The following is a 24,345-nucleotide window of genomic DNA, read 5'->3' as shown; positions in this document are numbered from 1 at the left end:
GTCCCTGTTTGTTCCCCCGCCTCGCCGCCCTCGCCGCGCGTGCTCGCCCGGACGCTCACACCTGCACGATCGGCTCCCGGGTGAACAGGGCGCCCAGGGACGGGGCGTTCACCCTGCGGTCGGCCAGACGCAGGGCCTCCCAGACGGTGACCTGGTTGGCGGTGAGGACCGGTTTGCCGAGGTCCTTCTCCAGGGCCGCGAGGTGGGCGACCGTGTGCAGGGCCGTGTCGGGGAGGAGGACGGCCTGGGCGTCCGGGTGGTCGGCCGCGCGGGCCAGGGCGAACACCTCGGCCTCGCCCCAGGTGCCGACCTCCGCCGCCGTGATGATCCCGGAACTGGTCACCCCGGTCACCGACACCGAGCCGGTGCCCAGGAACCCGGCGAAGAGCGCGGCCACGTCGTCCGGGTAGGTCGCGCCGACGGCGACCCGCCGCGCCCCGATCTCCCGTGCCGCGTGCACGAAGGCGAACGACGTGGAGGACGCGGGTGTGCCCGCCGCCCGGGCGAGGGCGCGCACCTGCTCCTGCGCGCCCTCCCAGCCGCGTACGAAGCTGCCGCTGGTGCAGGCCCACACCACCGCGTCGACGCCCGCGCGCCGCAGCTCCCCGACGCCGGCCGCGAGCCGGCCGGCGTCACCCATCTCGAGCAGCGCGTCGACCCGGTGCGCGTCCTCACCGATGTCGGTGTGCACCAGGTCCACCCGGATGTCACTGCCCAGCAGCTGCTCGGCGCGCGGATAGTCGTCCTCGGCGGAGTGTCCCGGATAGAGGAATCCCAGTGCGGTCATGTCCAGCCTTCCTGCTGCTTCTCGTCCGGCGCTCCCGGCACGCCCTGCGCGCCCGGAACGCCCTGGGCGCCCTGCACGCCCGGCGCCTCCGGTCCGTCCGGCAGTACCGGAGCGGGCGGCGGCACCGGACTCCGCGGCAGCACCGCGCCGGACGTCCGGTCCGGCAGTACGGCCTCGGCGCCGGTCCCGGTCTCGGTCCCGGGCGTGACGCGCGCCGACGTGTCGATCAGCGCCTGATACGGTCCCACCGCCTGAGTACCCAATCGGCGCAACGCCGCCCACATGGTCACCTGGTTGGCCGAGATGACCGGTATGCGCAGTTCCGCCTCCAGCTGCGGGATCACGTCGTACGTCGGCAGGTTGGTACAGGAGAGGAACAGCGCGTCCGCCGCGCCGAGCCGGCCGCGCACCACCGCCCGCCGGGCCATGTCCACCACCTCGCGGTAGGCGACCCGCCAGATCTGCCGGGTCAGGCCCATGTACGCGCAGCCGGTGACCGTCACCCCGGCCTGCGCCACGTACTGCTCCAGCGACCGGGTCACCGACACGGTGTACGGCGTCACCAGCGCCACCCGCCGTACGTCCAGCTCCACCAGCGCCTCCAGCAGCGCGCCGGAGGTGGTGACCGCCGGGACCGCGCCGGTCCTGCTCATCGCCTCGCACATGGCGCGCTCCCCCAGGACCCCGCCGACGAAGCTGCCGGACGTGCAGGCGTAGGCGACGACCTCGGGGCCGACCGCGGTGAGCGTGCTCACCGCGTTGCCGAGGGTTTCGTGCTCACTGATCAGCCGGGCGAGGTCCAGGCTGACCTCGACCGGCACGTACGGCGTTCGGGTGAGATGCAGGGACACGTCGTCCGGCATCCAGCGCCAGAGTTCGCGGTCCAGCGCGAAGTCGAAGGGGGCGACCACACCGACACCGCGCTGCGGGCCGGGACCGCCGATGAAGGAGACGTCCATGTCAGCACCGGCCTCACGGTGAGAGACGAGCACGCAACGGTTCGCCGAAACGCCCGTGTTGACGACGGTAGGTTCGGGGTGCCAGCGTGGTCAATCCGTACATCTCAGACTTCCGGTCATCCGGGGAAACGGCGGCCCATGTCCACCCCCTCGCCCACCCCCGCGGCCACCGCCTCGACCACCCCTTCGCCCACGCCGGGGGCCGTCCCCACGCTGCTCGTCCTGGACGCCGATCCGCCGCCCCGGCTGGGCGGGCTGACCGGCAGGGTCCGGGTCGAGCACGCGGACGCCTCGACGCTCGCCGAGCGGCTCCCGCACGCCGACGTGCTGCTGGTCTGGGACTTCACCTCGCACGCGGTGCGCGCCGCCTGGCCGGGCGGAGGGCCGCGGCCGCGCTGGGTGCACACCGCGAGCGCCGGAGTGGATCACCTTCTCTGTCCGGAACTCGCCGCCTCCGACACGGTGGTCACCAACGCGCGGGGCGTCTTCGACCGGCCCATCGCCGAGTACGTCGCCGCTCTCGTACTGGCGTTGGCCAAGGATCTGCCGCGGACGCTGGAGTTCCAGCGGGAACGGACCTGGCTCCACCGCGAGTCGCGCAAGGTCGCCGGGACCCGCGCCTGCGTCGTCGGGTCGGGGCCGATCGGCCGGGCCGTCGCCGGCATGCTCGAGGCGCTCGGCGTCACCACCGCGCTGGTCGGCCGCGCCCCGCGCGCGGGGGTGCACGGCTCCGAGGACCTGGACCGGCTGATCGCCCGCGCGGACTGGGTGATCGCCGCCGCGCCGCTGACCGAGCAGACCCGGGGCATGTTCGACGCCCGCCGTTTCGGGATGATGCAGCCGTCCGCCCACTTCGTCAACGTCGGGCGCGGGCCGCTGGTCGTCGAGGACGCGCTCGCCGAGGCGCTCGGGCAGCACCGGATCGCGGGCGCCGCCCTGGACGTCTTCGAGGCCGAGCCGCTCGCCCCGGACAGCCCGCTGTGGCGGACCCCCGGACTGATCGTGTCGCCGCACATGAGCGGGGACACTATCGGCTGGCGGGACGAGCTCGCCGCTCAGTTCGTGGAGTTGTACGAGCTGTGGGAAGCGGGCAAGCCGCTGGTGAACGTGGTCGACAAGCAGCTCGGGTACGTACCCGGGCACTGATGTGGCGGGAGAGCGGATGTCCGATTCCACCGGGTCCACCGGGTCCACCGGGCTCACCGGGCTCACCGAACTGACCGCCGTACGGCTCCTCGACGGCTACCGCCGGGGTGAGTTCGGCCCCGTGGCCGTGACCCGCGCGGCGCTGGAGCGGGCCGAGGCGGTCCAACCGGAGGTGAACGCGTTCGTCCGGCTGTTCCCCGAGGAGGCGCTGGAGCGGGCCGCCGCCTCCGAGGAGCGGTGGCGGCGCGGCGAGCCGCGCGGGCTGCTGGACGGGGTGCCGGTCACGGTGAAGGACATCCTGCTGCTGCGCGGCGCCCCGACCCTGCGCGGCTCGCGCGCCGTCGACCCGGTGGGCCGCTGGGACGAGGACGCGCCGTCGGTGGCGCGGCTGCGGGAGCACGGCGCCGTCTTCCTCGGCAAGACGACGACCCCCGAGTTCGGCTGGAAGGGGGTGACGGACTCTCCGCTCAGCGGCGTCACCCGCAACCCGCACGACCCCTCGCGGACCGCGGGCGGTTCCAGCGGGGGCGCGGCGGCGGCGGTGGCGCTGGGCGCGGGGCCGCTGGCCCTGGGGACGGACGGCGGCGGCAGTGTCCGCATCCCTGCGGCGTTCTGCGGGATCTTCGCGCTGAAGCCGACGTACGGGAGGGTGCCGCTGTATCCGGCGAGTGCGTACGGCACGCTGGCGCACGTCGGCCCGATGACGCGGGACGCGGCGGACGCGGCACTGCTGATGGACGTGATCTGCGGGCCGGACTCCCGCGACTGGTCGGCGCTCGCGCCGGCCCCCGGTTCCTTCCGGGAGGGGCTGGACGGCGGGGTGCGGGGGCTGCGGGTGGCGTACTCGCCGTCGCTGGGCGGCCAGGTGGCGGTGGAGCCCGAGGTGGCGGCGGCGGTACGGCGGACGGTGGAGCGGCTGGCCGCGCTCGGCGCGTACGTGGAGGAGACCGACCCGGACTTCACCGACCCGGTGGACGCCTTCCACACCCTGTGGTTCGCAGGGGCCGCCCGGGTGGTGCAGCACCTCACCCGTGAGCGGCGGGAACTGCTGGACCCCGGACTGCGGGAGATCTGCGGCGAAGGCGCCCGCCGTTCGGCGCTGGACTACCTGGCGGCGGTGGACGTCCGGATGGACCTGGGCCGGCGCATGGGACTCTTCCACGACACGTACGACCTCCTCGTCACCCCGGCCGTGCCGCGTACGGCGTTCGAGGCGGGCGTGGAGGTGCCGAAGGGTTCCGGCCACCGGCGTTGGACGGGCTGGACCCCGTTCACCTACCCGTTCAACCTGACCCAGCAGCCCGCGGCGAGCGTCCCCGTGGGCACCGACGCGGCCGGTCTGCCGATCGGGGTCCAGCTCGTGGGCGCCCGCCACGCCGACACGCTGGTGCTGCGGGCGGCCCACGCGCTCTTTGAAACCGGGGCGGCCGGGGCGGCCCGGGCGCCCGGGATCACGCCCGCCGGAAGCTGAGCGCCTCCCCCTGCGCGCCGCCGCGCCACAGGTCGTTGCACCCGTCGGCCATCTCCGCCAGGCCCTCCACGACCTGGCCCCAGACGATGCCGGGCACCCAGCCCACGTCGCCGTTCAGGAGCAGGTTGTTCCGCTCGTAGAACAGGGCCAGGTCGACAAGCGTGGTGCCCGGACCGACCTCGCGGTCGTAGCCGTAGGCCCTGGTGCCCAGTTCCGCGCCCGCGAAGGAGAAGTAGCAGAGGTCTCCCGGGACGGGCGTGACGGTCGGGTTCTCCAGCGGCGGCTCCGCCTCCGCGAAGGGCGGGAACAGGGCGTAGATCTCGTTGCGCGCGTATTTGGCGTGGTAGACGTCGCCGGACAGGGGCAGGGCGTCCCAGACGGCCGCGCAGGTGATCGGCGCACGGTCGTCGAGCAACCTGGCCGTACAGGTGATTCCGCGTTTGACCAGCGAGACCTCTACATATCGGTCCATCATGAGACCCATCGTCCCGCACCGGTCAAGACCGCCCGACCGCCGAACGGGGCCGAAACTCGCGGGAATACTCGGCATCTTCTCGGGTAGCCGCGCCGCCATGGCTCCACCACTGGCAAAACCACTGAGACGACCGGGACGACACGGAAACACCCCCGGCCCTGCCGGGCCTTCACGCCGGTCGCTGCTCGCGGGGGTCGCGGCGCTCGGCGCACTCGGCGCGGCGGGCTGCTCGCGCGTACCCACCGAGGCGAGCACGAACGGCGGTGACCTGCTGTCCCGGCTCAAGGCCGCAAGCGTGGTCCGGCTGGGCATCGCCGGAGAGATCCCCTTCGGTTACATCGACAAGGACGGCAAGCTGACCGGCGAGGCACCGGAACTGGCCAAGGTCATCTTCAAACGGCTCGGGGTGGACCGGGTCCAGCCCGTGCCCACCGAGTTCGGCTCGCTGATCCCGGGGCTGAACTCGCAGCAGTTCGATGTCGTGGCCGCCGGGATGTACATCAACCCCGCGCGCTGCGAGCAGGTCATATTCTCCGACCCCGATTACCAGATGCTCGATTCGTTCATCGTGCGCAAGGGCAACCCGAAGGGGCTGACCGACTACAAGGACGTCGTCGAGAAGAAGGCGAGGTTCGCCACCGGCACCGGGTACGCGGAGATCGCGTACGCGGTCGAGGCCGGGTATCCGGAGAGCGACATCCTGATCGTCCCCGACCAGGTCGCCGGGCTGAACGCGGTGGAGGCCGGGCGGGTCGACGTCTTCGCCGGCACGGCGCTCACCACCCGCGAGGTGGTGAAGAAGTCGGCCAAGGCGGAGGTCACGGAGCCCTTCAAACCGATCGTCAACGGCAAGCCGCACGTCGACGGGGGCGGCTTCGCCTTTCGGCCGACCGAGACGAGGCTGCGGGACGCGTTCAACGTCGAGCTGGGCAAGCTGAAGGAGAGCGGCGAGCTGCTGCGCATCCTCAAGCCGTTCGGCTTCACCGAGAACGAGATGACGGATCTGACCGCGAAGGAGCTGTGCGGCGGATGACCTCAGGACTCTGGGAACTCGTACTCAAGGGCGTCTGGGTCACGATCCAGCTGCTGGTCCTCAGCGCGCTGCTGGCGACGGCGGTCTCCTTCGTGGTGGGCATCGCGCGCACCCACCGGCTGAAGTTCGTCCGCTTCCTCGCGGGCTTCTACACCGAGGTGTTCCGCGGCACCTCGGCACTGGTGATGATCTTCTGGGTGTTCTTCGTGCTGCCCCCGGCCTTCGGCTGGCAACTGGTGCCGCTGTGGGCGGGCACGCTGGCCCTGGGCCTGACCTACGGCGCCTACGGTTCGGAGATCGTGCGCGGTGCGCTGGCCGCCGTCGATCCCGCCCAGCGCGAGGGCGGGATCGCGCTCAGCTTCACGCCCACCCAGCGGCTGCGGCTGATCCTGCTGCCGCAGGCGGTGCCGGAGATGATCCCGCCGTTCTCCAACCTGCTGATCGAGCTGCTCAAGGGCACCGCCCTGGTGTCGATCATGGGGATGGGCGACCTGGCGTTCAGCGGCAACCTGGTGCGCCTCGCGCTGCAGGAGAGCGCTGAGATCTACACGTACATCCTGGTGATCTACTTCGTGATCGCCTTCCTGCTCACCCGGGTCATGCGCGGTCTGGAGAAGAAGCTGAAGGCCGGCGTCGGCAAGACGCCGAAGCACGACCCGGGCGTGGAACTGAAGCGGGCCGAAACCACCAACGTGGGAGGTGCGGTCTGATGAAGTGGGACTGGAGCGCGGTCTCCGAGTTCATGCCGTACTTCTGGGACGGTCTGCTGGTCACCCTGCAGATCCTGGTGTTCGGCTCACTGATCTCGTTCGTCCTCGGCCTGGTGTGGGCCCTGCTGATGCGGGTGCCGAGCCGCTGGGTGACCTGGCCGGTCGGCGCGGTGACGGAGTTCGTCCGCAACACCCCGCTGCTGGTGCAGCTGTTCTTCCTGTTCTACGTGCTGCCCGAGTGGGGACTGACCTTCTCGGCGCTGGCCACGGGTGTCTTCGCCATCGGTCTGCACTACTCGACGTACACGATGCAGGTCTACCGCGCGGGCATCGAGGCCGTGCCGGTGGGCCAGTGGGAGGCGGCGACGGCACTGAACCTGCCGCTGCGCCGGACGTGGACCGCGGTGATCCTGCCGCAGGCCGTGCGCAGGGTCGTGCCCGCGCTCGGCAACTACGTCATCTCGATGCTGAAGGACACGCCCCTGCTGATGGCGATCACCGTGCTGGAGATGCTCGGTGAGGCGCGCCTGTTCTCCCAGCAGCACTTCCAGTTCACCGAGCCCCTGACGGTGATCGGCATCGCCTTCATCGTCATCTCCTACCTGGCCTCCCTTGCCCTGCGAGCCCTGGAGCGACGCCTTGTCCACTGAATACACCCCCACGTCCGACACCGGTGCCGATGCCGGTACCGAGAAGACTCCCGCGGGCGGCAGCCGGCCCGGCGGCAGCGAGCTGATCCGGCTGGAGAGGGTCACCAAGCGGTTCGGGAACCACACGGTCCTCGACAACCTGGACTTCTCCGTGGACGCCGGCAAGCACGTCACCCTGATCGGTCCGTCCGGATCGGGCAAGACCACGATCCTGCGCCTGCTGATGACCCTGCTGAAGCCCGACGAGGGCACGGTCACCGTCGACGGGGACCAGCTGTACCCCGCGTCGGAGAAGCAGGTCCGCGAGGTCCGCAAGAAGATCGGGATGGTGTTCCAGCAGTTCAACCTGTTCCCGAACATGACGGTGCTGCGGAACATCACCGAGGCCCCGGTCACCGTGCTCGGCATGTCGAAGGACGCGGCCGAGGAACGGGCGCGGGAGCTGCTGGAGATGGTCGGGCTGACCGAGCACGTCGACAAGCACCCCGCGCAGCTGTCCGGCGGCCAGCAGCAGCGGGTGGCGATCGCGCGGGCGCTGGCCATGCGGCCGCAGGTGCTGCTGCTGGACGAGGTGACCTCGGCGCTGGACCCGGAGCTGGTCGCGGGCGTCCTGGACGTGCTGCGGGACATCGCCCGCTCCACCGACATCACCATGCTCTGCGTCACCCACGAGATGAACTTCGCCCGGGACATCTCCGACCGCGTCCTGATGTTCGACTCGGGCCGGATCATCGAGGCCGGCGCCCCGGAGAAGATCTTCAGCGAGCCGGAGCACGACCGCACCCGGGAGTTCCTCAGCGCGGTCCTGTGATGACGGGGCGTGTCCGGGGCGGGCCGGTCCGGAACGTCCGAGGTCGAACCCCCAGGGCATCCCTCTGGCATATGCCCGGGGATCGGCGCCGCAGTCGGGAAGGCCGCGATCCCGTCAACACCCGCTCCGGGAGAGCCGCTTGACGGATATCGTGGAGAGGATTCGCTGACCGGATTGCGGCCCCAGGTCCTGTCGTCACATTCCCGTCGTCCGCCCGAAGGGCAGGCGGGAATGTGACGACAGGACCTACGAGCGAGCGCAGGGGGAAACCGTGGCGCTGAAGCACAAGCCGACCGCTCCGTACCACTCGGTCCAGGACGCCCTGCGCGTCCTGGACACGGTGGCGCGGCACACCACCGGAATCACCGACACCGAACTCGCCCGCGAGAGCGGCCTGGGCCGGGAGCGACTGACCACGCTCCTGCCGATGCTGCGCCGCGAGGCCTACGTCGAACAGGGCGCCGACGGCGCGTACGTCGCCGGTGAGGCGTTCGCCCGCCTCGGCTCGGCCCAGGAACACGAGGAGGCCCTGCGAGACAAGCTCCAGCGCACCCTGGACCGGATCCGCGACTCCGTCGGCGCCGCCGTCTACATGAGCCGGTACGTGGACGGCGAGGTCGAGGTCACCCAGTACGCCGACGGGCCGGCCACCCCGAAGGTCAACGAGTGGGTCGACTTCCGTGACGCGGCGCACGCCACCGCGCTCGGCAAGAGCCTGCTGACCCAGCTCGACCACGACGGCCGGCGCGAGCACCTCGCCCGGCACCGGACGGTCCGGCTCACCTCGCGCACCGTCACCAGCGACAGGCTGCTGCTCTCCCAGCTGGCGGCACACCCGCCCACGGTGCCGGTGCTGGACCTCCAGGAGTACGCGATCGGCACGGTCTGCGCGGCCGTCCCGATCACCGCCGGCTCCTCGGTGGGCTGCCTGGCCCTGTCCCTGTCCGTCGAGCACGCCCACCGCCTGCGCCACGCCGCCGACACCCTCAACCGCAACGCGGCGCCGGTGCTGCTGTCGCTGACGATCTGAGGCCTCCCCTCCTGATCACACCGGCATCACACCGGCATCACGCCGACCGCGGCGGGCGCCGCCGCGGTCGGAGCACGCCCCGGGACCGGGTATTATTTTCGAGTCGCCGGCCGCGGGAAGCGGAGGGCGGGAGTCATGCGCCGCTAGCTCAGTTGGTTAGAGCAGCTGACTCTTAATCAGCGGGTCCGGGGTTCGAGTCCCTGGCGGCGCACGGTGAAGGGCCTCTCGTGGAAGCGGGAGGCCCTTCGACGTGTCCGGCGCCGGACCCCGGAAGGTGGCGTCAGAAGGTGACGTCCGAGCAGGCGTAGAACGCGTTGCTCGTGTCGGCGACCGTCCACACCGCGAGGATGACGTGGCGTCCGCTCAGCCCGGACGGCAGGGTGCCGCTGTGCGAGAGGGTCTGCGGCGGGCGCTGCCCGTTGTAGGGCACCTTCAGGAACGGGGTGAGGTTGAGGTCGGACCGGGCCAGGTTGTGGTTCTGGTTCCAGCCCGGCTTGGTGATGTAGTACGAGAAGTCACTGGTGGCGTGCATGGCCGTGAACTGCCACCGGAAGGTGTAGTTCTGGCCGCCCGTCACCCTGGTCGTCGGCCAGGCGCCGCCCGAGGGCGTCTTCGGGCTGTCGAGCTGGGCGAACCGCGTGTTGGCGGCCGAACAGAGCCGGCCGTCGGCGGCGCCGGAGGCGGGGAAGCCCTTGGGGCCCTCGACGCTCTGCGGCTCCCACTGGATGTCGCCGCAGTTGGTCACACCGCCATTCTGGCAGAGCTTCTGCCTGCTGATGGGCAGATCGGTGTAGCCGTGGCCACTGGCACCGCCGGAGGAGAGCACGAGCGCTCCGGTCGTGGCCAGTCCCACCGCGGCTGCGTACAGCTTGGTCCGTGTGCGCATGCTGCCGCTCCTGGAGAACGTGGGGGAGTTTCACTGAGCCGTGCAAGTAGGTCTAGACCAAGGCTCAGATTATGGCCACGTGTTGAACATGTCCATACCAATAACGGAACCGGTTCCGCTTCCCCGGCACACGGACCCGCCGGCCGCCGACCATCGGCCCGCCCGCCGCTCTACGGCCCCGTCTCCCCCCGTCCCGCGCAGAACGCCACCGTCAGGTCCTTCACCAGCATCTTGCGTTCGTAGTCGTCCAGATCCACCAGCCCCCGCGTGGTCAGCCGGGTCACCGTGTCCTCCACCGAGTCCACGACCGAGGTGAGCACGCTCGCCCGGTGCTGGGCGTCCAGCACGGCGATCCGGCGCCGGTGCATGACGGCGGCCACCTCGGGGGCGTACTCCACCCGGACCGGCCGCACCGAGAACACCTCGATCCCGACGGGCGCGGCGTCCGTCGCCACCAGCCGGGTCAGCGCGTCCTGCACCGTGTCCGGCGCGCCCCGCACCGCGCCCGGCGCCTCCACCGGGACCCGGAGCAGCGCCGCCTCGACGCACTCTCGTACGTATGTCTCGTGGTCCTCGACACCCAGCGTCGCCCGCACGGTGTCCCGCACCCGCCACACCACCAGGACCACCACCCGCAGCGCCACCCCGCTGTGGTCGGCCGCCTGCATCGGCTCGCTGCGCCAGTGCCGCAGCCGCACGTCGACCCGGCGGCGCAGCAGCAGCGGGTTCACCCACAGCAGACCGGTCCGCCGGACGCTCCCCCGGTACCGGCCGAACAGGCCGAGCACCCAGGCCCGCCCGGTCCGGCCGCGCGCCAGCCCGCCGAACCCGAACAGGCCGAGGGCCCCGGCGGTCGCGTACCCCGCCCACTGGGCGGGCCCGAGCCCTACGGCTCCCGGGTACTCCGGGAGCCCGAGGGCAGCGGCCACCAGGGGCGGCAGTACGCCCGCCCACCAGGACGTGGCCACGCACCCGGCCGCCCCGCACACCCCGGCGAACACACCCGCACCGCCGGGCAGTACCCGGGCGGGCCGCTCCACCAGCTCGGGGTCGACCGGCGGCAAGGGCCGTTCGGCGACCGGACGACCGAGCCGCGGCTGCTCCCCCGTCCCCTGCCGGCGCCCCACCACCACGGGACGCAGCCGCACCGGCACCGGGTCGGGCCCGTCGCGGAAGAGCAGATGGACGGGGATCTCGGTGGTGGCCTCGTTGCGGATGACCCGCGCGGACCGACCCCCCGCCGGACCCCTGGCTTCGGGGGACGGTGATCCGGGGACGGGTGGTTCGGGGACGGGCGATTCAGGGGTGTGGGAAGTGATCGTGGTCATGCGTGTCTCCAGCCTCCGCGCCAGATGCGTCACATCGAAGAACCCTCCGGACCGTGACGGAGCCCGCAGGGGGTGGTCGCGGCGAGCGACCCTCGGGCTAAGAGAAGAGCCGCCGCCAGGTCTCAGGCCCCGGCAGGCCGTCCGCGGCGCCGCCGCGCCAGCCCTGGGCGCGCTGGAACTCCTCGACGTTGCGCCGGTCCGCCTCGCTCCAGCGCGGGCCCGGCCCCGTGACGTAGTGGCGGCCGAACCCCTTCCGCACCAGCTGCTGCCCCAGCCGGGTGACATGGCCGTTGACCGCGCCCGGCCGGAACGCCGCCCGGCCCGGGTAGCCCGGCACCCCGTGCGAGTCCTCGGCGGCCGGGATGTCCCTGCCCCCGCCGGTCAGCAGCAGTTCCCAGGTCAGCGGCCCCGGCAGGCCGTCCGCCGCGGTCCCCTGCCAGCCCTGGGCCTGCTGGAACGCCCGGATCGCCGCGCGGTCCGCGTCCGTCCAGCGCGGTCCGGGGCCGGTGGCGTAGAAACGGGCGCCACCGCGGCCGACGAGCAGGCGGCCGAGTTCGGTGACGTGCGGGTTGTTCGCGCCGAGGCCGAAATGGGCCGTTCCGGGAAACGGCGTCCGGGCCTGGGTGGCCTCGCTCACGCCCTTGACCCCCGCCGTACCGCCGGTCACGCCCTTGTACCGGTACGGGACGTAGCTCGCGGAGTTGTTCCAGTAGGCGTACGGGGTGGTCCGCTGGAGGGTGTTCGGGGGAGTCTGCTCGTAGGCCACATAAGTGGTACGCGCGCCGCTCGTCCAGCCGCCGAAGAGAACGACGTGGGAGCCGCCGTAGGGATCGGACGCGTTGTGGAAGAGCAGCATGTCCCCCGGCTGGAGTTCGTCCTTGCCGATCCTCTCCGCGTACTGCCCGAGGCTGCCGGTCCATTCGTTTCCGGGCAGGTTCCAGGCCATCGAGACATAGCCCGAACAGTCCTGCCGGTATCCGTCGGACCAGAACGCGGTCATGTCGTACGGGACTTTCCGGGCGACCCATCTCCTGGCCCGTTCGATGATGTCCGCGCGGGTGATCGCGCGCGTCGTCGCCGGGATCGAGGGGTCCGCGGGATCGCCCGGCCGGCCGGCCGGGCCGTACAGCGGAGCCCTCGGTCCCTGCGGGGTGGCGGGCTCGTCACCCGCGGGGAGACCCGGGGCGCCGGGCCGCTCGGCGGTGTGGGGGGCGGCCAGGGCGGGGGCGGCCTGCGCGGCGACCACCGCCGAGGCCGCGGCGGCCACCACGAGGGGGCGGAACGCCGCCGGGCGGGCGGCCGAGCCGCCGGCCGGCGCATACGCGAGGACGCGCCGCCGGTGCGCACAGCCGGGGCAGCCGCAGTCGCCCGCGGGCTCGAACTCCTCGAACACCGGGGGTTCCATGCGATTCCCCTCACACGTCCCGTCACACATCCGGCCACACGTCCGGTGAAATGCCTCACGTCTGTGCACGAAGGTCAGCTTCTCAACTGTGCCCGGGAGGCGCATTCTGACGGCCCGAAGGATGTACGCGCCATGGCCCAGGTGGCGGATCCCGCCGGACACGGGCCCGGGGCCGAGGCCTCGCAGGACCGCACCGGCCACGCCGGGACGGAGGCGGCGGTCGGGAGCACCCCGTCCGGTCCGGTAGAGTTGTCGCGTCAGTGAGCGCCGCTAGCTCAGTTGGTTAGAGCAGCTGACTCTTAATCAGCGGGTCCGGGGTTCGAGTCCCTGGCGGCGCACCGACACAACGGGCTCCTCGTGATCGAGGGGCCCGTTGCTTTTGGCCGGATACCCTCTCGCGCCCGCCGAGGGACATGTCTTGAACGGAACGCCCTCACCACACGTATGGAGCCACTGGAACCACGTGGGGAACAGGCCCCCCGCCGGACCACCTCAGAGACCACCATGGGCGCGTATGACCGGCGTGCACCTGTTTTCACACCTTGCGATCATGATGGACACGGTACAACCTGGGTTCTTCATCATGCCGCGCATTCGCGGCTGTTGGAGGGCGGGGTACCGGTTGCGGACGGTACGGGGGGAGAGGTCCCGTTTCACGGAGCACCGCCGACGAGGGCATCATGCAACCGAAAGAGTGCCGCGCCGTGTCTATATGGTGTGGGTGACGTGGGGACAGCGGGCCACCATTGACACGCCTGGGACGGTCGAGGGGGACCGGACGCGGGCGGCAGCAAGCGACGAAACACACGGCGGGGCCGTGTGTGGGGGGATGATTCATGACGTCGACGCCGACAGGCGCCCACAGGGACGACGACCCGTCCCAGACCACCCAGCTCAGGGTGCCTGCGCATCGGACCGGAAACACGGGGGCGTTCCGGCGGATCAAGAAGACGCTGCCGAGATACGACTACGAGCATTACAGCCGGCTCTCGGGTCCCCTCACCCAGCCCGATCCGGGCAAACCCTACAAAGTGCAGTACCGCTCGCTGATCTCGCAGGAGCCGCACCGCATCCGCATCGCGCTGATGCTGGCCGCGGCCCCGCTGCTGTCGGTGGTGCTGCTGGTGTGGCTGCTCCAGCCCGCGCACTGGACGGAGCGGGACTACCCGGCGTTCGACTGGCTGCCCGCCCTCGACATGGTGATGCTGGTCTCGATCGGGCTGATCGAGTTCTTCCGCTGCATGAACGTGCTGTCGAACGCGCACGCCACGCTGGTCGCCCGCGACCCGATCCCCGTCGTGCCCGAGACCGGCACCCGGGTCGCCTTCCTCACCTCCTTCGTGCCCGGCAAGGAGCCGCTGGAGATGGTGACGAAGACCCTGGAGGCGGCGGTGAAGATCCGCCACCGGGGCACCATGCACGTCTGGCTGCTCGACGAGGGCGACGATCCCGAGGTGAAGGAGGTGTGCGCGCGTCTGGGCGTGCACCACTTCTCCCGCAAGGGCGTCGCGAAGTGGAACCAGAAGAAGGGCCCGCACCGCGCCAAGACCAAGCACGGCAACTACAACGCCTGGCTGGACGCGCACGGCGACGACTACGACTTCTTCGCCTCGGTGGACACCGACCACGTGCCGCTGCCGAACTACCTGGAGCGGATGCTCGGCTTCTTCCGCGACCCGGACGTCGGCTTCGTCATCGGCCCGCAGGTCTACGGCAACTACGACAACTTCGTCACCAAGGCCGCCGAGTCGCAGCAGTTCCTCTTCCACGCGCTGATCCAGCGGGCCGGCAACCGCTACGGCTCACCGATGTTCGTGGGCACCTCGAACGCCGTGCGCATCAAGGCGCTCAAGCAGATCGGCGGTCTGTACGACTCGATCACCGAGGACATGGCGACCGGCTTCGAGATGCACCGCGCCAAGAACCCGGCGACGGGGAAGAAGTGGCGCTCGGTCTACACCCCGGACGTGCTCGCGGTCGGTGAGGGACCCAACGCCTGGACGGACTTCTTCACCCAGCAGATGCGCTGGTCGCGAGGGACGTACGAGACGATCCTCAAGCAGTACTGGAAGGGCTGGTACTCGCTCCCGCCGAGCAAGCTCTTCAACTACACCATGATGATCATCTTCTACCCTATGTCGGCCCTGAACTGGATCCTGGCGGCGCTGAGCTGTGCGCTGTTCCTGGGCCTGGGCGCCTCGGGTGTGAACATCGACCCCGCGGTCTGGCTGATGCTCTACGGCAACGCCTCCGCGCTGCAGATCGGCCTCTACATCTGGAACCGCCGCCACAACGTCTCCCCGCACGAGCCGGAGGGCTCCGGCGGTGTGGCCGGCATGGTGATGTCCGCACTGTCGGCGCCGCTCTACGCGAAGGCACTGATCGACTCCGTGCTGCGCAAGAAGAGCAAGTTCGTGGTCACCCCGAAGGGCGACTCGGCCAGCCCGGACACCTGGTTCGGCACCTTCCGGTATCACTGGTACTTCATCCTGATCTTCGGTGGCTCCATCGCCGCCGGATTCGTCTACGGACACTCGCACCCGGCCATGATCATCTGGGCGACGTTCGCCCTGCTCATCACGGCCGCGCCCATGTTCGCCTGGCGCCACGGCATGCGCCAGGACAGGAAGAAGCCCGGCGCGCACGCCGCGAGCCGGGCACAGGACTCCGCACCGGAGCCCCAGACACAGCAGCTGCCGCAGATGCCACAACAGCACCACGGGCACCACGCGCCCCACGCCCCGCAGGACCGGCCCAGCTGGGCCGGCGCCCACGGCGGACCGGGAGCGCAGAGCGGGCCGGGGGGACCGGGCGGGCCAGGAGGTACCGGGGGCTACCACCCCGGTGACGACCAGACGATGCAGATCGCCCTTGGTGGACTTGGGGGACGTAAGGAATGAACGACCGTGCAGGCCGCCGTCGCGCCCGTCGGATCGCGATAGGCACGGCGGTGGTACTCGCGCTGGCCGGAATGAACGGGCCGTGGCTGTACCGCTTCGGGACCGAGAAATACCACCAGTACAAGATCAACAAGCCGGAGTACAAGGCGGAGAACGGCCGCTGGGAGATCGTCGAGTTCCCGGAGGAGTACCGCCAGAACACCATCCACGCGGCGCTGCTGCACACCGGCAAGGTGCTGCTCGTCGCGGGTTCCGGCAACAACAAGGACAACTTCGACGCCAAGAAGTACGACACGCGGATCTGGGACCCGGTCAAGAAGACCATCAAGAAGGTGCCGACGCCGAGCGACCTGTTCTGCACCGGCCACACCCAGCTCGCCAACGGCAACCTGCTGATCGCCGGCGGCACCAAGCGGTACGAGAAGCTCAAGGGTGACGTGACGAAGGCGGGCGGCCTGATGGTCGTCCACAACGAGAACCCGGACAAGCCGATCACCCTGCCGGCGGGCACCAGGTTCGTCGGCAAGGAGAACGGCAAGACCTTCGTCTCGAAGGACCCGGTGCTCGTCCCGCGCGCCAAGAAGAACTTCGACAAGGAGACCGGCGAGTTCCTGGGCAACACCCCGGGCTACGGCCGCACCTACGTCGAGGCGCAGAAGGAGGGCGCCAAGTACGAGACCGGCGCCCAGGACAACTACACCGTGCAGGGTCTGACCGGCGAGGACGCGCAGAACACGTACGGCATCGCCGAGAAGCTCGCCCTGGACAAGAAGGACTTCCAGGGCATCGACGACGCCTTCGAGTTCGACCCGGTGGCGGAGAAGTACATCAAGGTCGACCCGATGAAGGAGGCCCGCTGGTACCCGACGCTCACCACCCTGAGCGACGGCAAGATCCTCAGCGTCTCCGGCCTCGACGACATCGGCCAGCTGGTCCCGGGCAAGAACGAGGTCTACGACCCCGAGACCAAGAAGTGGACCTACACGGACAAGATCCGTCAGTTCCCGACCTACCCGGCGCTGTTCCTGATGCAGAACGGCAAGGTCTTCTACTCGGGTTCGAACGCGGGCTACGGGCCGGCCGACGAGGGCCGTGAGCCGGGCGTCTGGGACGTGGAGACCAACAAGTTCGACAAGATCCCCGGGCTGAGCGACTCCGACATGATGGAGACGTCCGGCACGGTGCTGCTGCCGCCGGCGCAGGACGAGAAGTACATGGTGATCGGCGGCGGCGGCGTCGGCGAGTCCAAGCTGGCCAGTGAGAAGACCCGGATCGTCGACCTCAAGGCCGACGAACCGCGCTTCGTGGACGGCCCCTCGCTGGACAAGGGAACCCGCTACCCGCAGTACTCGATCCTGCCCGACGACAGCATCCTGGTCTCGGGCGGCTCGGAGGACTACCGGGGCCGCGGCGACTCCAACATCCTCGAGGCGCGGATCTACGACACGGCGGAGAACGAGTTCAGGCGCGTCGCCGATCCGCTGGTGGGCCGCAACTACCACGCCGGCTCGATCCTGCTGCCCGACGGCCGCGTGATGTTCTTCGGCTCGGACTCGCTCTACGGCGACAAGGCCAACACCAAGCCCGGCAAGTTCGAACAGCGCATCGAGATCTACACACCGCCGTACCTGTACGGCGAGACCGGGCAGCCCGAGCTGACGGGCGGTCCGAAGACCGTCGAGCGCGGCGGCTCCGCCACGTTCACCTCGAAGGACGCCGGGTCGATCAAGAACGTCCGGCTGATCCGGCCGAGCGCCTCGACCCACGTCACCGACATCGACCAACGCTCCATCGCCCTGGACTTCGAGGCCGACGGCGACAAGCTGGAGGTGACGGTCCCGGGGAGCCGGAACCTGGTCCAGGCGGGCTGGTACATGCTGTTCGCCACCGATGCGGACGGCACGCCCAGCAAGGCGCAGTGGGTACAGGTGCCCTGACGCCAGGCAGGTGAGAGAAAGGGGGCGTCCTCCACCACGGAGGACGCCCCCTTTCTCTGTCTCCTGTTCGTCGCCGCGTACGCCGCGGCGCGGTCAGTCGCCGTCGCCGGCCTCGGCGAGCTTCACCGCGTAGTCCTCCCACCACTCGCCGGCCTTCGGACCGCCCTTGCACTCGCCGTCCGACTCGCCGGGCCGCTTCACCCACAGATACGCGTCCACCAGCGGGTCCGCGGTCTCGGTCGTCGGGGTCTCGCCGAGGGCGCGGCCGGGCGGGTTGCACCAGCGCTCGTCCGCGTCGCCCTGCGTGTAGGGGCCGTTGCCGTTGCGGCTGGTGTCGATGACGAAGGGCTTGTCGCCGACCTTGGCGGAGAGCTTCTTGCCGTAGGCGATGGAGTCCTCGGTGGAGTAGAAGTTGGAGACGTTCACCGAGAAGCCGTCGGCCTTGTCGAGGCCCGCCCACTTGAGCGGCTCGTGGATCTGGTCGGGGCTGCCCCAGCCGGCGTTGCCCGCGTCCAGGTACACCGTGGTGTTCTTCAGGCCCGCGAGCTTGTCGACGGCGCCGCTGAGGAGGTCGTAGCGCTCCTCGTGGAACTTCTCCGGCGTGCAGCCGTCCACCAGGTGGAGCACCGCGTCGGGCTCCAGGATCACGGTCGCCGCGCGGTCCCCGATGCCCTCGGCCACGCCGTCGATGAAGGAGCGGTAGGCGTCGCCGTCGGCGGCGCCGCCCTGCGAGTACTGGCCGCAGTCCCGGTGCGGGATGTTGTAGAGGACGAGCAGCGCGGTGCGGCCCGCCTCGTCGGCGGCCTCGGTGAAGCCGCGGGTCTGCTCCTCCGGGTTCTCCGGGCTGATCCATTCTGCGGTGGGCTGCTCCGCGATCTTGCGGACCTGCTCGGCCTCCGCCTCCTTGCCGTCCTGTTCCAGGTCGGCCATCTGCTGTGCGGCGTTGCCCTGCGGGTTGACCCAGAAGGGGCTGGCGTCCTTCGGCTGCTGCGTGATCGCCGCGTCTGCCCCCTTGCCGGATTCGCCCCCCCCGTCATCACCGGAGGAACAGCCTGTGATCAGCAGCACCGCCCCCAGTACCGCTGCCGACGCCCGCCTCCCGGCGAACGCCCCGACCCCCCTGCTGCCGTACATCCAACCCCCCTTGGGTGCACTCGTTCCAAGCCTTCCGAGCCCCAATCCTGGCATACGCCCCGCGGCACCCATGAGGCCGAACCCGTCTTGTCCGCGACCTGTTACAGCCGCTGTGGTACGGCCGGGTGGACGGGTGGGGAGCCGGCGTCAGGTCGTGGTGGTGTCCGTCAGGTACGCCGAGACGATCACGTTGGCCGTGTAGCGGTGGCGTGCCTCGTCGAAGCTGCCGCCGCAGGTGACGAGGCGCAGTTCGGCCCGGCCGGAGCGGCGGGGCCCGTAGGCCTGCCGGGCGTCGAAGCCGTCCCGGGGAAGGACCTGGATGTCCTCGACGGTGAACTCGGCGACCTCGGCGTCCGCGCGGACCACCCGGATCTTCTGGCCGGGCCGCAGCGTACTGACCTCGTAGAACACGGCGGGCCGGGTCTCGGTGTCGACGTGCCCCACCACCAGCGCGGTGCCGGACGCCCCGGGCGTCACCCCGTCCGCGTACCAGCCGACCGTGCCCGGCCGGTCGAACGGCGGTGGGTCGAGCGCGCCCCGCTCGTCCAGCCCGCGGGCCACCACCGGCGCCCGGACGTCCAGGCCGGGTATGTCCAGGCGCTGCGGCGGCGCCTCGCCCAGCGGCCGGTGGGCGGGCGGAAGCTCCACCCGGGGCGGGCGGCCGGCCGCCGCCATGTCACCCGTGGCGGGTCCGGACACACCGGGGCGCAGGTCGGTTCCCTCGCGGCCCCACAGCCAGAGCCCGAGCAGCAGGACCACCCAGGCCACCCCGGTGAGCAGCCGCCCGACACCGGACGGGCTCTGGCTCTGGCTCTGGCTCTGGTCTTGGTTCTGGTTCTGGTCTTGGTTCTGGTCTTGGTTCTGGTCTTGGTTCTGGTCTTGGTTCTGGTCTTGGTTCTGATTCTCGTTCTGATGATGATCGGACATCGCCGGCCTCAGTGCGTTCCGCGGTCGCGCCGGACGCGGCTGCGTACGACGGCCGCCGTCGCGGCGGTGGCGAGGAACAGTCCGGTCACCGTCTGCGCCGTGCCCGGCCCCTCCGCGGACTCGTCGGCGGCGGCGACGGTCCGGGCGGCTCCCCCTCCACCCGCGTTCACGGGGGCGACGGGCGAGGCGGCAGGCGATTCGGCCGTACCGCCGGGCTGCTTGCGGGCGGAGGCGGGTGCGGGGGCGACGGTGATCGTGCCCTTGCGGGCGCGCTCACCGCAGTCGACCCGTACGGGGTACGTCCCCGCGGTGAGCGTGGAGCGGACCCTGCTCTCGCCGACGAGTACGCCGTCGGCGACGGTGAGCCGGACCTCGGAGACGAACGCCGAGGACACCGCGACCGCGGTCCGCTCGGCGCACTCGGCCACCTCGAGGGTGACCTCGGTGCCGGGGGCAGGGGTCGCCGGTGTCACCGACACCCCACCCGCGCCGTCCGCGGCGTACGCCGCCGGGGTGAGCGCGGTGGCCGCCAGGACGCCGGTACAGAGAGCGCGTCGCACAGGACCCATCGTGCACCTCCAGACACCGGGAGCGTGCCCCGCCGGGCATGGCCCCGCACTCGCAGGGGTGCGGGGCTGCGCCGTACGGGTGACATCGGGGCACGCGGGGTTTTACGCGTGTCGGACGAGTACGCGGGTCAGACGAGGTCGACGAGGTCCGCGATGGAGTCCAAGACCTGGGACGGCCGGTACGGGAAGTTCTCGACCTGCTCGGGCCGGGTCAGGCCGGTGAGCACCAGGAACGTCTGCATTCCGGCCTCGATGCCGGCCAGCACGTCGGTGTCCATCCGGTCGCCGATCATGGCGCTGCTCTCGGAGTGCGCGCCGAGGGTGTTCAGACCGGTGCGCATCATCAGCGGGTTCGGCTTGCCCGCGAAGTACGGCTGCCGGCCCGTCGCCTTGGTGATCAGCGCCGCCACCGCACCGGTCGCCGGGAGCGGGCCCTCGGTGGAGGGACCGGTCTCGTCGGGGTTCGTCCCGATGAAGCGGGCGCCGTCGTTGATCAGCCGTACCGCCTTCGTCATGGCCTCGAAGGAGTAAGTTCGAGTTTCTCCGAGAACTACGTAGTCCGGTTCGTGGTCGGTGAGGACGTAACCGATGTCGTGCAGCGCGGTGGTCAGACCGGCCTCGCCGATGACGTACGCCGAGCCGTTCGGGCGCTGGTCGTCCAGGAACTTGGCGGTGGCGAGCGCCGAGGTCCAGATGTTCTCGATCGGGACGTCCAGGCCCATGCGGCGGAGCCGGGCGTGCAGGTCGCGCGGGGTGTAGATCGAGTTGTTGGTGAGCACCAGGAAGGGTTTTCCGGACTCACGCAGCTTCCTGATGAAGGCGTCGGCCCCCGGGATCGGCACACCCTCGTGGATGAGCACCCCGTCCATGTCGGTGAGCCACGATTCGATCGGCTTGCGGTCTGCCATGTGCGAGATCTCCTGCCGTACGCGGTCCTTCCTGTTCCCCAGCCTAGACATGCCCGGATCTTGGGGGAACGCCCGGTGTGGTGCGGCTCGAGAACCCGGGGTGCTCCGCCGCTCCCCGGCCGGCCGGGTTCAGCGGCGCCGACGGGCCGGCGCTCCCGCCAGTCCCCCGGCGAGCAGTGCCACCGCGGCGACGGTCAGGAGCGGCCCGGCGGCGCCGACGCCGGTACGGGCGAGCTCGTCGGGGCCGGTGCCACCGGCTTCCTTGCCGGGCGCCGCCTCGATCCGGAACCGGTAGTCGTCCGACTGCCCGACCCAGTCGCCGTCGTCCTCGCGCCGCTGGACGACGGCGGCCTTGGCGACGACCTCGCCCGCCACGGCGTCGGACGTGAGCGCGAGCCGTACCTTCACGGCGAGGGTCCGGCCGGGCTCGACGGTGAACCCCTCGAAGCCCGCGTGCTCGTCGACGAAGCCACCGACGAGTTCGTCCTCGTCGGTGGTCTCGAAGCGGACGGGGTGCGGCTGTTCCCGGTCCGGCGCGTAGAACTCCAGCACCGGCTGCGAGGCCCGCAACTCCCGCTTCTCGTCGACGAGTACGACGACCGGGTGGATGCCGCCGCAGGAGCGGTCGGTGGTGTTGGTCATCTGGAGGTACCAGGTGCCGTAGCCGCCGCCGGCCGTGTAGGTGTCCGGGCCGCCGTGGATATGGGCGCTGAGGGGGAAGTCGGCGTCGTCCTCGGTGGCGCAGGCGGGCGGCGGTGCTTCCGTCCGGGCCTGGGCCGCGGTGGGAAGGACGGCGGCCAGCACCGCCAGGAAGAGGGACGCGGGTGTGCGGAGTCGCATACCGTATGACCTTGCCGATCGGCGGGCGGACACCACGGCGACACTCCCGAACACCCCCGCACGGCCCCACGATTCCCCCCGCTCGGAGCAACGCACCCCCCTCCGTCCCCGGCTTTCCGGTTACCCGTCCCCCCGTCCGAACACGGGCGCCAGTACCGACTGGGCCGCCCCCTCGGCGACCCCGCCCCCGCCCCCGCACCCGGTGGCGACCCGTACCGGCACGGCCGTGTCCCCCGTACGCCGGAACCGCGTGTCCAGCACCGCGCGTACGCCCCGTGCGAACGCCTCCGGGGCGGCCTCGATCGTGCGGCCGCCGAGCAGGACGCGGTCGATGTCGAGCAGGCCCACCAGGTTCGCCGCGCCGACGCCCAGCACCCGCGCCGCCTCGTCCGTGTCGCCCCGCGCCACGGCGGCCAGGCACAGCGCCTCGATGCAGCCGCGGTCCCCGCAACCGCAGCGCGGCCCGTCCAACTGGACGACCTGGTGCCCGAACTCCCCCGCCCCGGTCCGCGGCCCCCGGTGCACGCTGCCACCGATCACCAGCCCGGCCCCGAGCCCCGTACCGAGGTGCAGATAGGCGAAGGAGCCGCCCTCGCCGCCGACGGCCAGGCCCAGCGCCGCCGCGTTGGTGTCCTTGTCGACGACGACCGGCACCCCCAGCCGTTCCGACAGCGCGGCCCGCAGCGGGTATCCGTCCCACTCGGGAAACCCGGTCACCCGGTGCAGCACACCCCGGGCGTGGTCGAGCGGCCCCGGCAGGGCGACTCCGGCGCCCAGCAGGGCGGGCCGGGACGACGCCCGTACACGGTCCCCGGCGGTCCCGTCCCCGGCGGTCCACAGCCCCTCGACGACTCCCGCCACCCCGGCCAGTACCGCCTCCGCCCCCGCGCCCAGGTCCAGGGGGGCGCTCCGCTCCCCCACGACCGTCCCGTCGAGGTCGACCAAAACGGCCCGCAGTTCGTCCCGGTCCAGGTGCACGCCCACCGCGTGCCCCGCCTCCGGCACCAGCCGCAGCACCGTCCGGGGCTTGCCCCCGGTGGAGGCCCGGCGTCCCGCGTCCGCCGCGAGCCCCTCCGCCCGCAGCCGGGCGGTGATCTTGCTGACCGCCTGCGGGGTGAGACCGGTCCGCTCGGCGAGCTCCAGCCGGCTGATGCCCTCCGCCCCGGCGGTCCGCAGCAGGTCGAGTACGAGCGCGGTGTTGTGGCTGCGCAGGGCCAGCAGATTGACCCCGCCCGTCGCGCCCGTCACGACCGCCGTGCCGGTCGCCCCCGTCCCGTCCCGCATGCCTCCGTACGTCCTGTTCACCCGCCCATTCTCCCCCGTGCTTGCACTTTGGCAACAGCGTTGCGAAAGTAGGGGCATGACTGGCACTCCCCTCCGCGTCGGCCTCGTCGGCTACGGCCTCGCGGGCTCCGTGTTCCACGCCCCGCTGATCGCCGCGACCGAGGGCCTCGCGCTCGACACGGTGGTCACCTCGAACCCCGAACGGCAGCAGCAGGCCCGCGCCGAGTTCCCGGACGTCCACCTCGCGGCGACGCCGGACGAGCTGTTCGAGCGCGCCGCCGAGCTGGACCTGATCGTCGTCGCGTCGCCGAACAGGACGCACGTCCCGCTCGCCACCACCGCCCTGAAGGCCGGCCTGCCGGTCGTCGTCGACAAGCCCGTCGCCGGCACGGCCGCCGAGGCCCGTGAGCTGGCGGCGCTCGCCGAGGAGAGCGGCCTGCTCCTGTCCGTCTTCCAGAACCGCCGCTGGGACAACGACTTCCTCACCCTGCGCAAACTGGTGTCCGAGGGCACACTCGGCGATGTGTACCGGTTCGAGTCCCGCTTCGAGCGCTGGCGGCCGCAGCTCAAGGGCGGCTGGCGCGAGTCCGGCGACCCCGCGGAGATCGGCGGTCTGCTCTACGACCTCGGCAGCCATGTCGTCGACCAGGCGCTCGTCCTCTTCGGCCCGGTGACCTCCGTGTACGCCGAGGTGGACATCCGCCGCGAGGGCGCGCGCACCGACGACGACACCTTCATCGCCCTCACCCACGCGAACGGCGTCCGCTCCCACCTCTACGTCTCCGCGACCACGGCCCAGCTCGGCCCGCGCTTCCGCGTCCTGGGCTCGAAGGCGGGGTACGTCAAGCACGACCTCGACCCCCAGGAGGCCGCCCTGCGCGACGGCCTGCGCCCCGGCGCCGGTTCCGGCTGGGGCGCCGAGCCGGAGGAGCTGTGGGGCCGCGTCGGTTCCGGGGAGTCCCCGGTGACCGGCGGCGGGCGCCCCGAGCCGACCCTCCCCGGCGACTACCCCGCCTACTACACGGCCGTGGCGAAGGCCCTCCGGGAGGCCGGCCCCAACCCGGTGAGCGCGCACGAGGCCGCCGCCGCCCTGGACGTCCTGGAGGCGGCTCGGCGCTCGGCCGACGAGAAAGTGACGGTGACGCTGTGACCCGA

22 protein-coding genes and 2 tRNA genes are annotated in these 24,345 nt (G+C 71.3%); 12 read left to right on the top strand and 12 right to left on the bottom strand.

Annotated elements, in window-relative coordinates; genetic code table 11:
* Nucleotides 1–55: 55 nt before the first annotated feature.
* Nucleotides 56–787, bottom strand: a complete 732-nt coding sequence (locus AC6F7H_RS18290; RefSeq protein ID WP_109380819.1) for a maleate cis-trans isomerase family protein — start codon at nt 785–787, stop codon at nt 56–58.
* Nucleotides 784–1,746, bottom strand: a complete 963-nt coding sequence (locus AC6F7H_RS18285) for a maleate cis-trans isomerase family protein (protein ID WP_500758022.1) — start codon at nt 1,744–1,746, stop codon at nt 784–786. The genes AC6F7H_RS18290 and AC6F7H_RS18285 overlap by 4 nt, the downstream gene beginning before the upstream one ends.
* 138 nt (nt 1,747–1,884) lie before the next feature.
* On the opposite strand from AC6F7H_RS18285, the gene AC6F7H_RS18280 reads away from it, so the two are divergent.
* Nucleotides 1,885–2,892, top strand: a complete 1,008-nt coding sequence (locus tag AC6F7H_RS18280; RefSeq protein WP_500758021.1) for a D-2-hydroxyacid dehydrogenase — start codon at nt 1,885–1,887, stop codon at nt 2,890–2,892.
* 16 nt (nt 2,893–2,908) lie between these two features.
* A complete protein-coding gene (locus tag AC6F7H_RS18275; protein WP_500758020.1) occupies nt 2,909–4,363 on the top strand; it encodes an amidase in 1,455 nt (484 codons plus the stop codon).
* On the opposite strand, the gene AC6F7H_RS18270 is transcribed toward AC6F7H_RS18275, so the two are convergent.
* On the bottom strand, nt 4,344–4,838 hold the full coding sequence (locus tag AC6F7H_RS18270) for a DUF3830 family protein (RefSeq protein ID WP_500758019.1): 495 nt from the start codon (nt 4,836–4,838) through the stop codon (nt 4,344–4,346). The genes AC6F7H_RS18275 and AC6F7H_RS18270 overlap by 20 nt on opposite strands.
* Nucleotides 4,839–4,935: 97 nt before the next feature.
* Here AC6F7H_RS18270 and ehuB point away from each other — a divergent pair, with 97 nt between their 5' ends.
* From ehuB to AC6F7H_RS18240, 6 genes are all read left to right on the top strand, one after another.
* Entirely contained in the window at nt 4,936–5,871 is a 936-nt protein-coding gene (gene ehuB, locus AC6F7H_RS18265) for an ectoine/hydroxyectoine ABC transporter substrate-binding protein EhuB (RefSeq protein WP_500758018.1), read from the top strand.
* Nucleotides 5,868–6,581, top strand: a complete 714-nt coding sequence (gene ehuC / locus AC6F7H_RS18260; protein WP_500758017.1) for an ectoine/hydroxyectoine ABC transporter permease subunit EhuC — start codon at nt 5,868–5,870, stop codon at nt 6,579–6,581. Before ehuB ends, ehuC begins: the two co-directional genes overlap by 4 nt.
* Nucleotides 6,581–7,231, top strand: coding sequence for an ectoine/hydroxyectoine ABC transporter permease subunit EhuD (gene ehuD, locus AC6F7H_RS18255; RefSeq protein WP_500758016.1), 651 nt, complete (start codon nt 6,581–6,583; stop codon nt 7,229–7,231). The genes ehuC and ehuD overlap by 1 nt, the downstream gene beginning before the upstream one ends.
* A gap of 82 nt (nt 7,232–7,313) precedes the next feature.
* Nucleotides 7,314–8,042, top strand: a complete 729-nt coding sequence (ehuA, locus tag AC6F7H_RS18250) for an ectoine/hydroxyectoine ABC transporter ATP-binding protein EhuA (RefSeq protein ID WP_500761909.1) — start codon at nt 7,314–7,316, stop codon at nt 8,040–8,042.
* A gap of 271 nt (nt 8,043–8,313) precedes the next feature.
* Nucleotides 8,314–9,072, top strand: coding sequence for an IclR family transcriptional regulator (locus AC6F7H_RS18245; protein ID WP_500758015.1), 759 nt, complete (start codon nt 8,314–8,316; stop codon nt 9,070–9,072).
* Between the two features lie 137 nt (nt 9,073–9,209).
* Nucleotides 9,210–9,283 (top strand) — tRNA-Lys (locus AC6F7H_RS18240).
* A 69-nt stretch (nt 9,284–9,352) separates the two neighbouring features.
* On the opposite strand, the gene AC6F7H_RS18235 is transcribed toward AC6F7H_RS18240, so the two are convergent.
* From AC6F7H_RS18235 to AC6F7H_RS18225, 3 genes are all read right to left on the bottom strand, one after another.
* Complete coding sequence (locus AC6F7H_RS18235) at nt 9,353–9,958, bottom strand: lytic polysaccharide monooxygenase auxiliary activity family 9 protein (RefSeq protein WP_500758014.1); 606 nt, start codon at nt 9,956–9,958, stop codon at nt 9,353–9,355.
* 170 nt (nt 9,959–10,128) lie between these two features.
* Nucleotides 10,129–11,286, bottom strand: a complete 1,158-nt coding sequence (locus tag AC6F7H_RS18230) for an SPFH domain-containing protein (RefSeq protein WP_500758013.1) — start codon at nt 11,284–11,286, stop codon at nt 10,129–10,131.
* A gap of 97 nt (nt 11,287–11,383) precedes the next feature.
* Nucleotides 11,384–12,691, bottom strand: coding sequence for a peptidoglycan-binding protein (locus AC6F7H_RS18225; protein WP_500758012.1), 1,308 nt, complete (start codon nt 12,689–12,691; stop codon nt 11,384–11,386).
* Between the two features lie 264 nt (nt 12,692–12,955).
* Here AC6F7H_RS18225 and AC6F7H_RS18220 point away from each other — a divergent pair.
* The 3 genes from AC6F7H_RS18220 (at nt 12,956) to glxA (ending at nt 17,528) form a co-directional block, all read left to right on the top strand.
* Nucleotides 12,956–13,029 (top strand) — tRNA-Lys (locus tag AC6F7H_RS18220).
* 498 nt (nt 13,030–13,527) lie between these two features.
* Entirely contained in the window at nt 13,528–15,591 is a 2,064-nt protein-coding gene (locus AC6F7H_RS18215) for a glycosyltransferase family 2 protein (RefSeq protein WP_500758011.1), read from the top strand.
* Nucleotides 15,588–17,528, top strand: coding sequence for a radical copper oxidase GlxA (gene glxA / locus AC6F7H_RS18210; RefSeq protein ID WP_500758010.1), 1,941 nt, complete (start codon nt 15,588–15,590; stop codon nt 17,526–17,528). Before AC6F7H_RS18215 ends, glxA begins: the two co-directional genes overlap by 4 nt.
* A gap of 93 nt (nt 17,529–17,621) precedes the next feature.
* On the opposite strand, the gene AC6F7H_RS18205 is transcribed toward glxA, so the two are convergent.
* From AC6F7H_RS18205 to AC6F7H_RS18180, 6 genes are all read right to left on the bottom strand, one after another.
* Complete coding sequence (locus tag AC6F7H_RS18205) at nt 17,622–18,662, bottom strand: glycoside hydrolase family 6 protein (RefSeq protein ID WP_500758009.1); 1,041 nt, start codon at nt 18,660–18,662, stop codon at nt 17,622–17,624.
* A 147-nt stretch (nt 18,663–18,809) separates the two neighbouring features.
* A complete protein-coding gene (locus tag AC6F7H_RS18200) occupies nt 18,810–19,589 on the bottom strand; it encodes a class F sortase (RefSeq protein WP_500758008.1) in 780 nt (259 codons plus the stop codon).
* Nucleotides 19,590–19,597: 8 nt separating this feature from the next.
* On the bottom strand, nt 19,598–20,158 hold the full coding sequence (locus AC6F7H_RS18195) for a hypothetical protein (RefSeq protein ID WP_500758007.1): 561 nt from the start codon (nt 20,156–20,158) through the stop codon (nt 19,598–19,600).
* Between the two features lie 128 nt (nt 20,159–20,286).
* Nucleotides 20,287–21,066 carry an HAD-IIA family hydrolase gene (locus tag AC6F7H_RS18190; RefSeq protein WP_500761907.1) on the bottom strand — a complete coding sequence of 260 codons (780 nt, stop codon included), beginning with the start codon at nt 21,064–21,066 and terminating at the stop codon, nt 20,287–20,289.
* Nucleotides 21,067–21,195: 129 nt separating this feature from the next.
* Nucleotides 21,196–21,906: a hypothetical protein gene (locus tag AC6F7H_RS18185; protein WP_500758006.1), complete on the bottom strand. Its 711-nt coding sequence runs from the start codon at nt 21,904–21,906 to the stop codon at nt 21,196–21,198.
* 120 nt (nt 21,907–22,026) lie between these two features.
* Entirely contained in the window at nt 22,027–23,190 is a 1,164-nt protein-coding gene (locus tag AC6F7H_RS18180; RefSeq protein WP_500761905.1) for an ROK family transcriptional regulator, read from the bottom strand.
* 76 nt (nt 23,191–23,266) lie between these two features.
* On the opposite strand from AC6F7H_RS18180, the gene AC6F7H_RS18175 reads away from it, so the two are divergent.
* Nucleotides 23,267–24,340: a Gfo/Idh/MocA family protein gene (locus AC6F7H_RS18175; RefSeq protein ID WP_500758005.1), complete on the top strand. Its 1,074-nt coding sequence runs from the start codon at nt 23,267–23,269 to the stop codon at nt 24,338–24,340.
* Nucleotides 24,341–24,345 lie beyond the last annotated feature (5 nt).

The sequence above is a fragment of the Streptomyces sp. MMS24-W38 genome, from assembly GCF_059889265.1.
The sequence above is the reverse complement of the archived record's forward strand: the minus strand, read 5'-3'. Positions and strand labels throughout refer to the sequence as shown.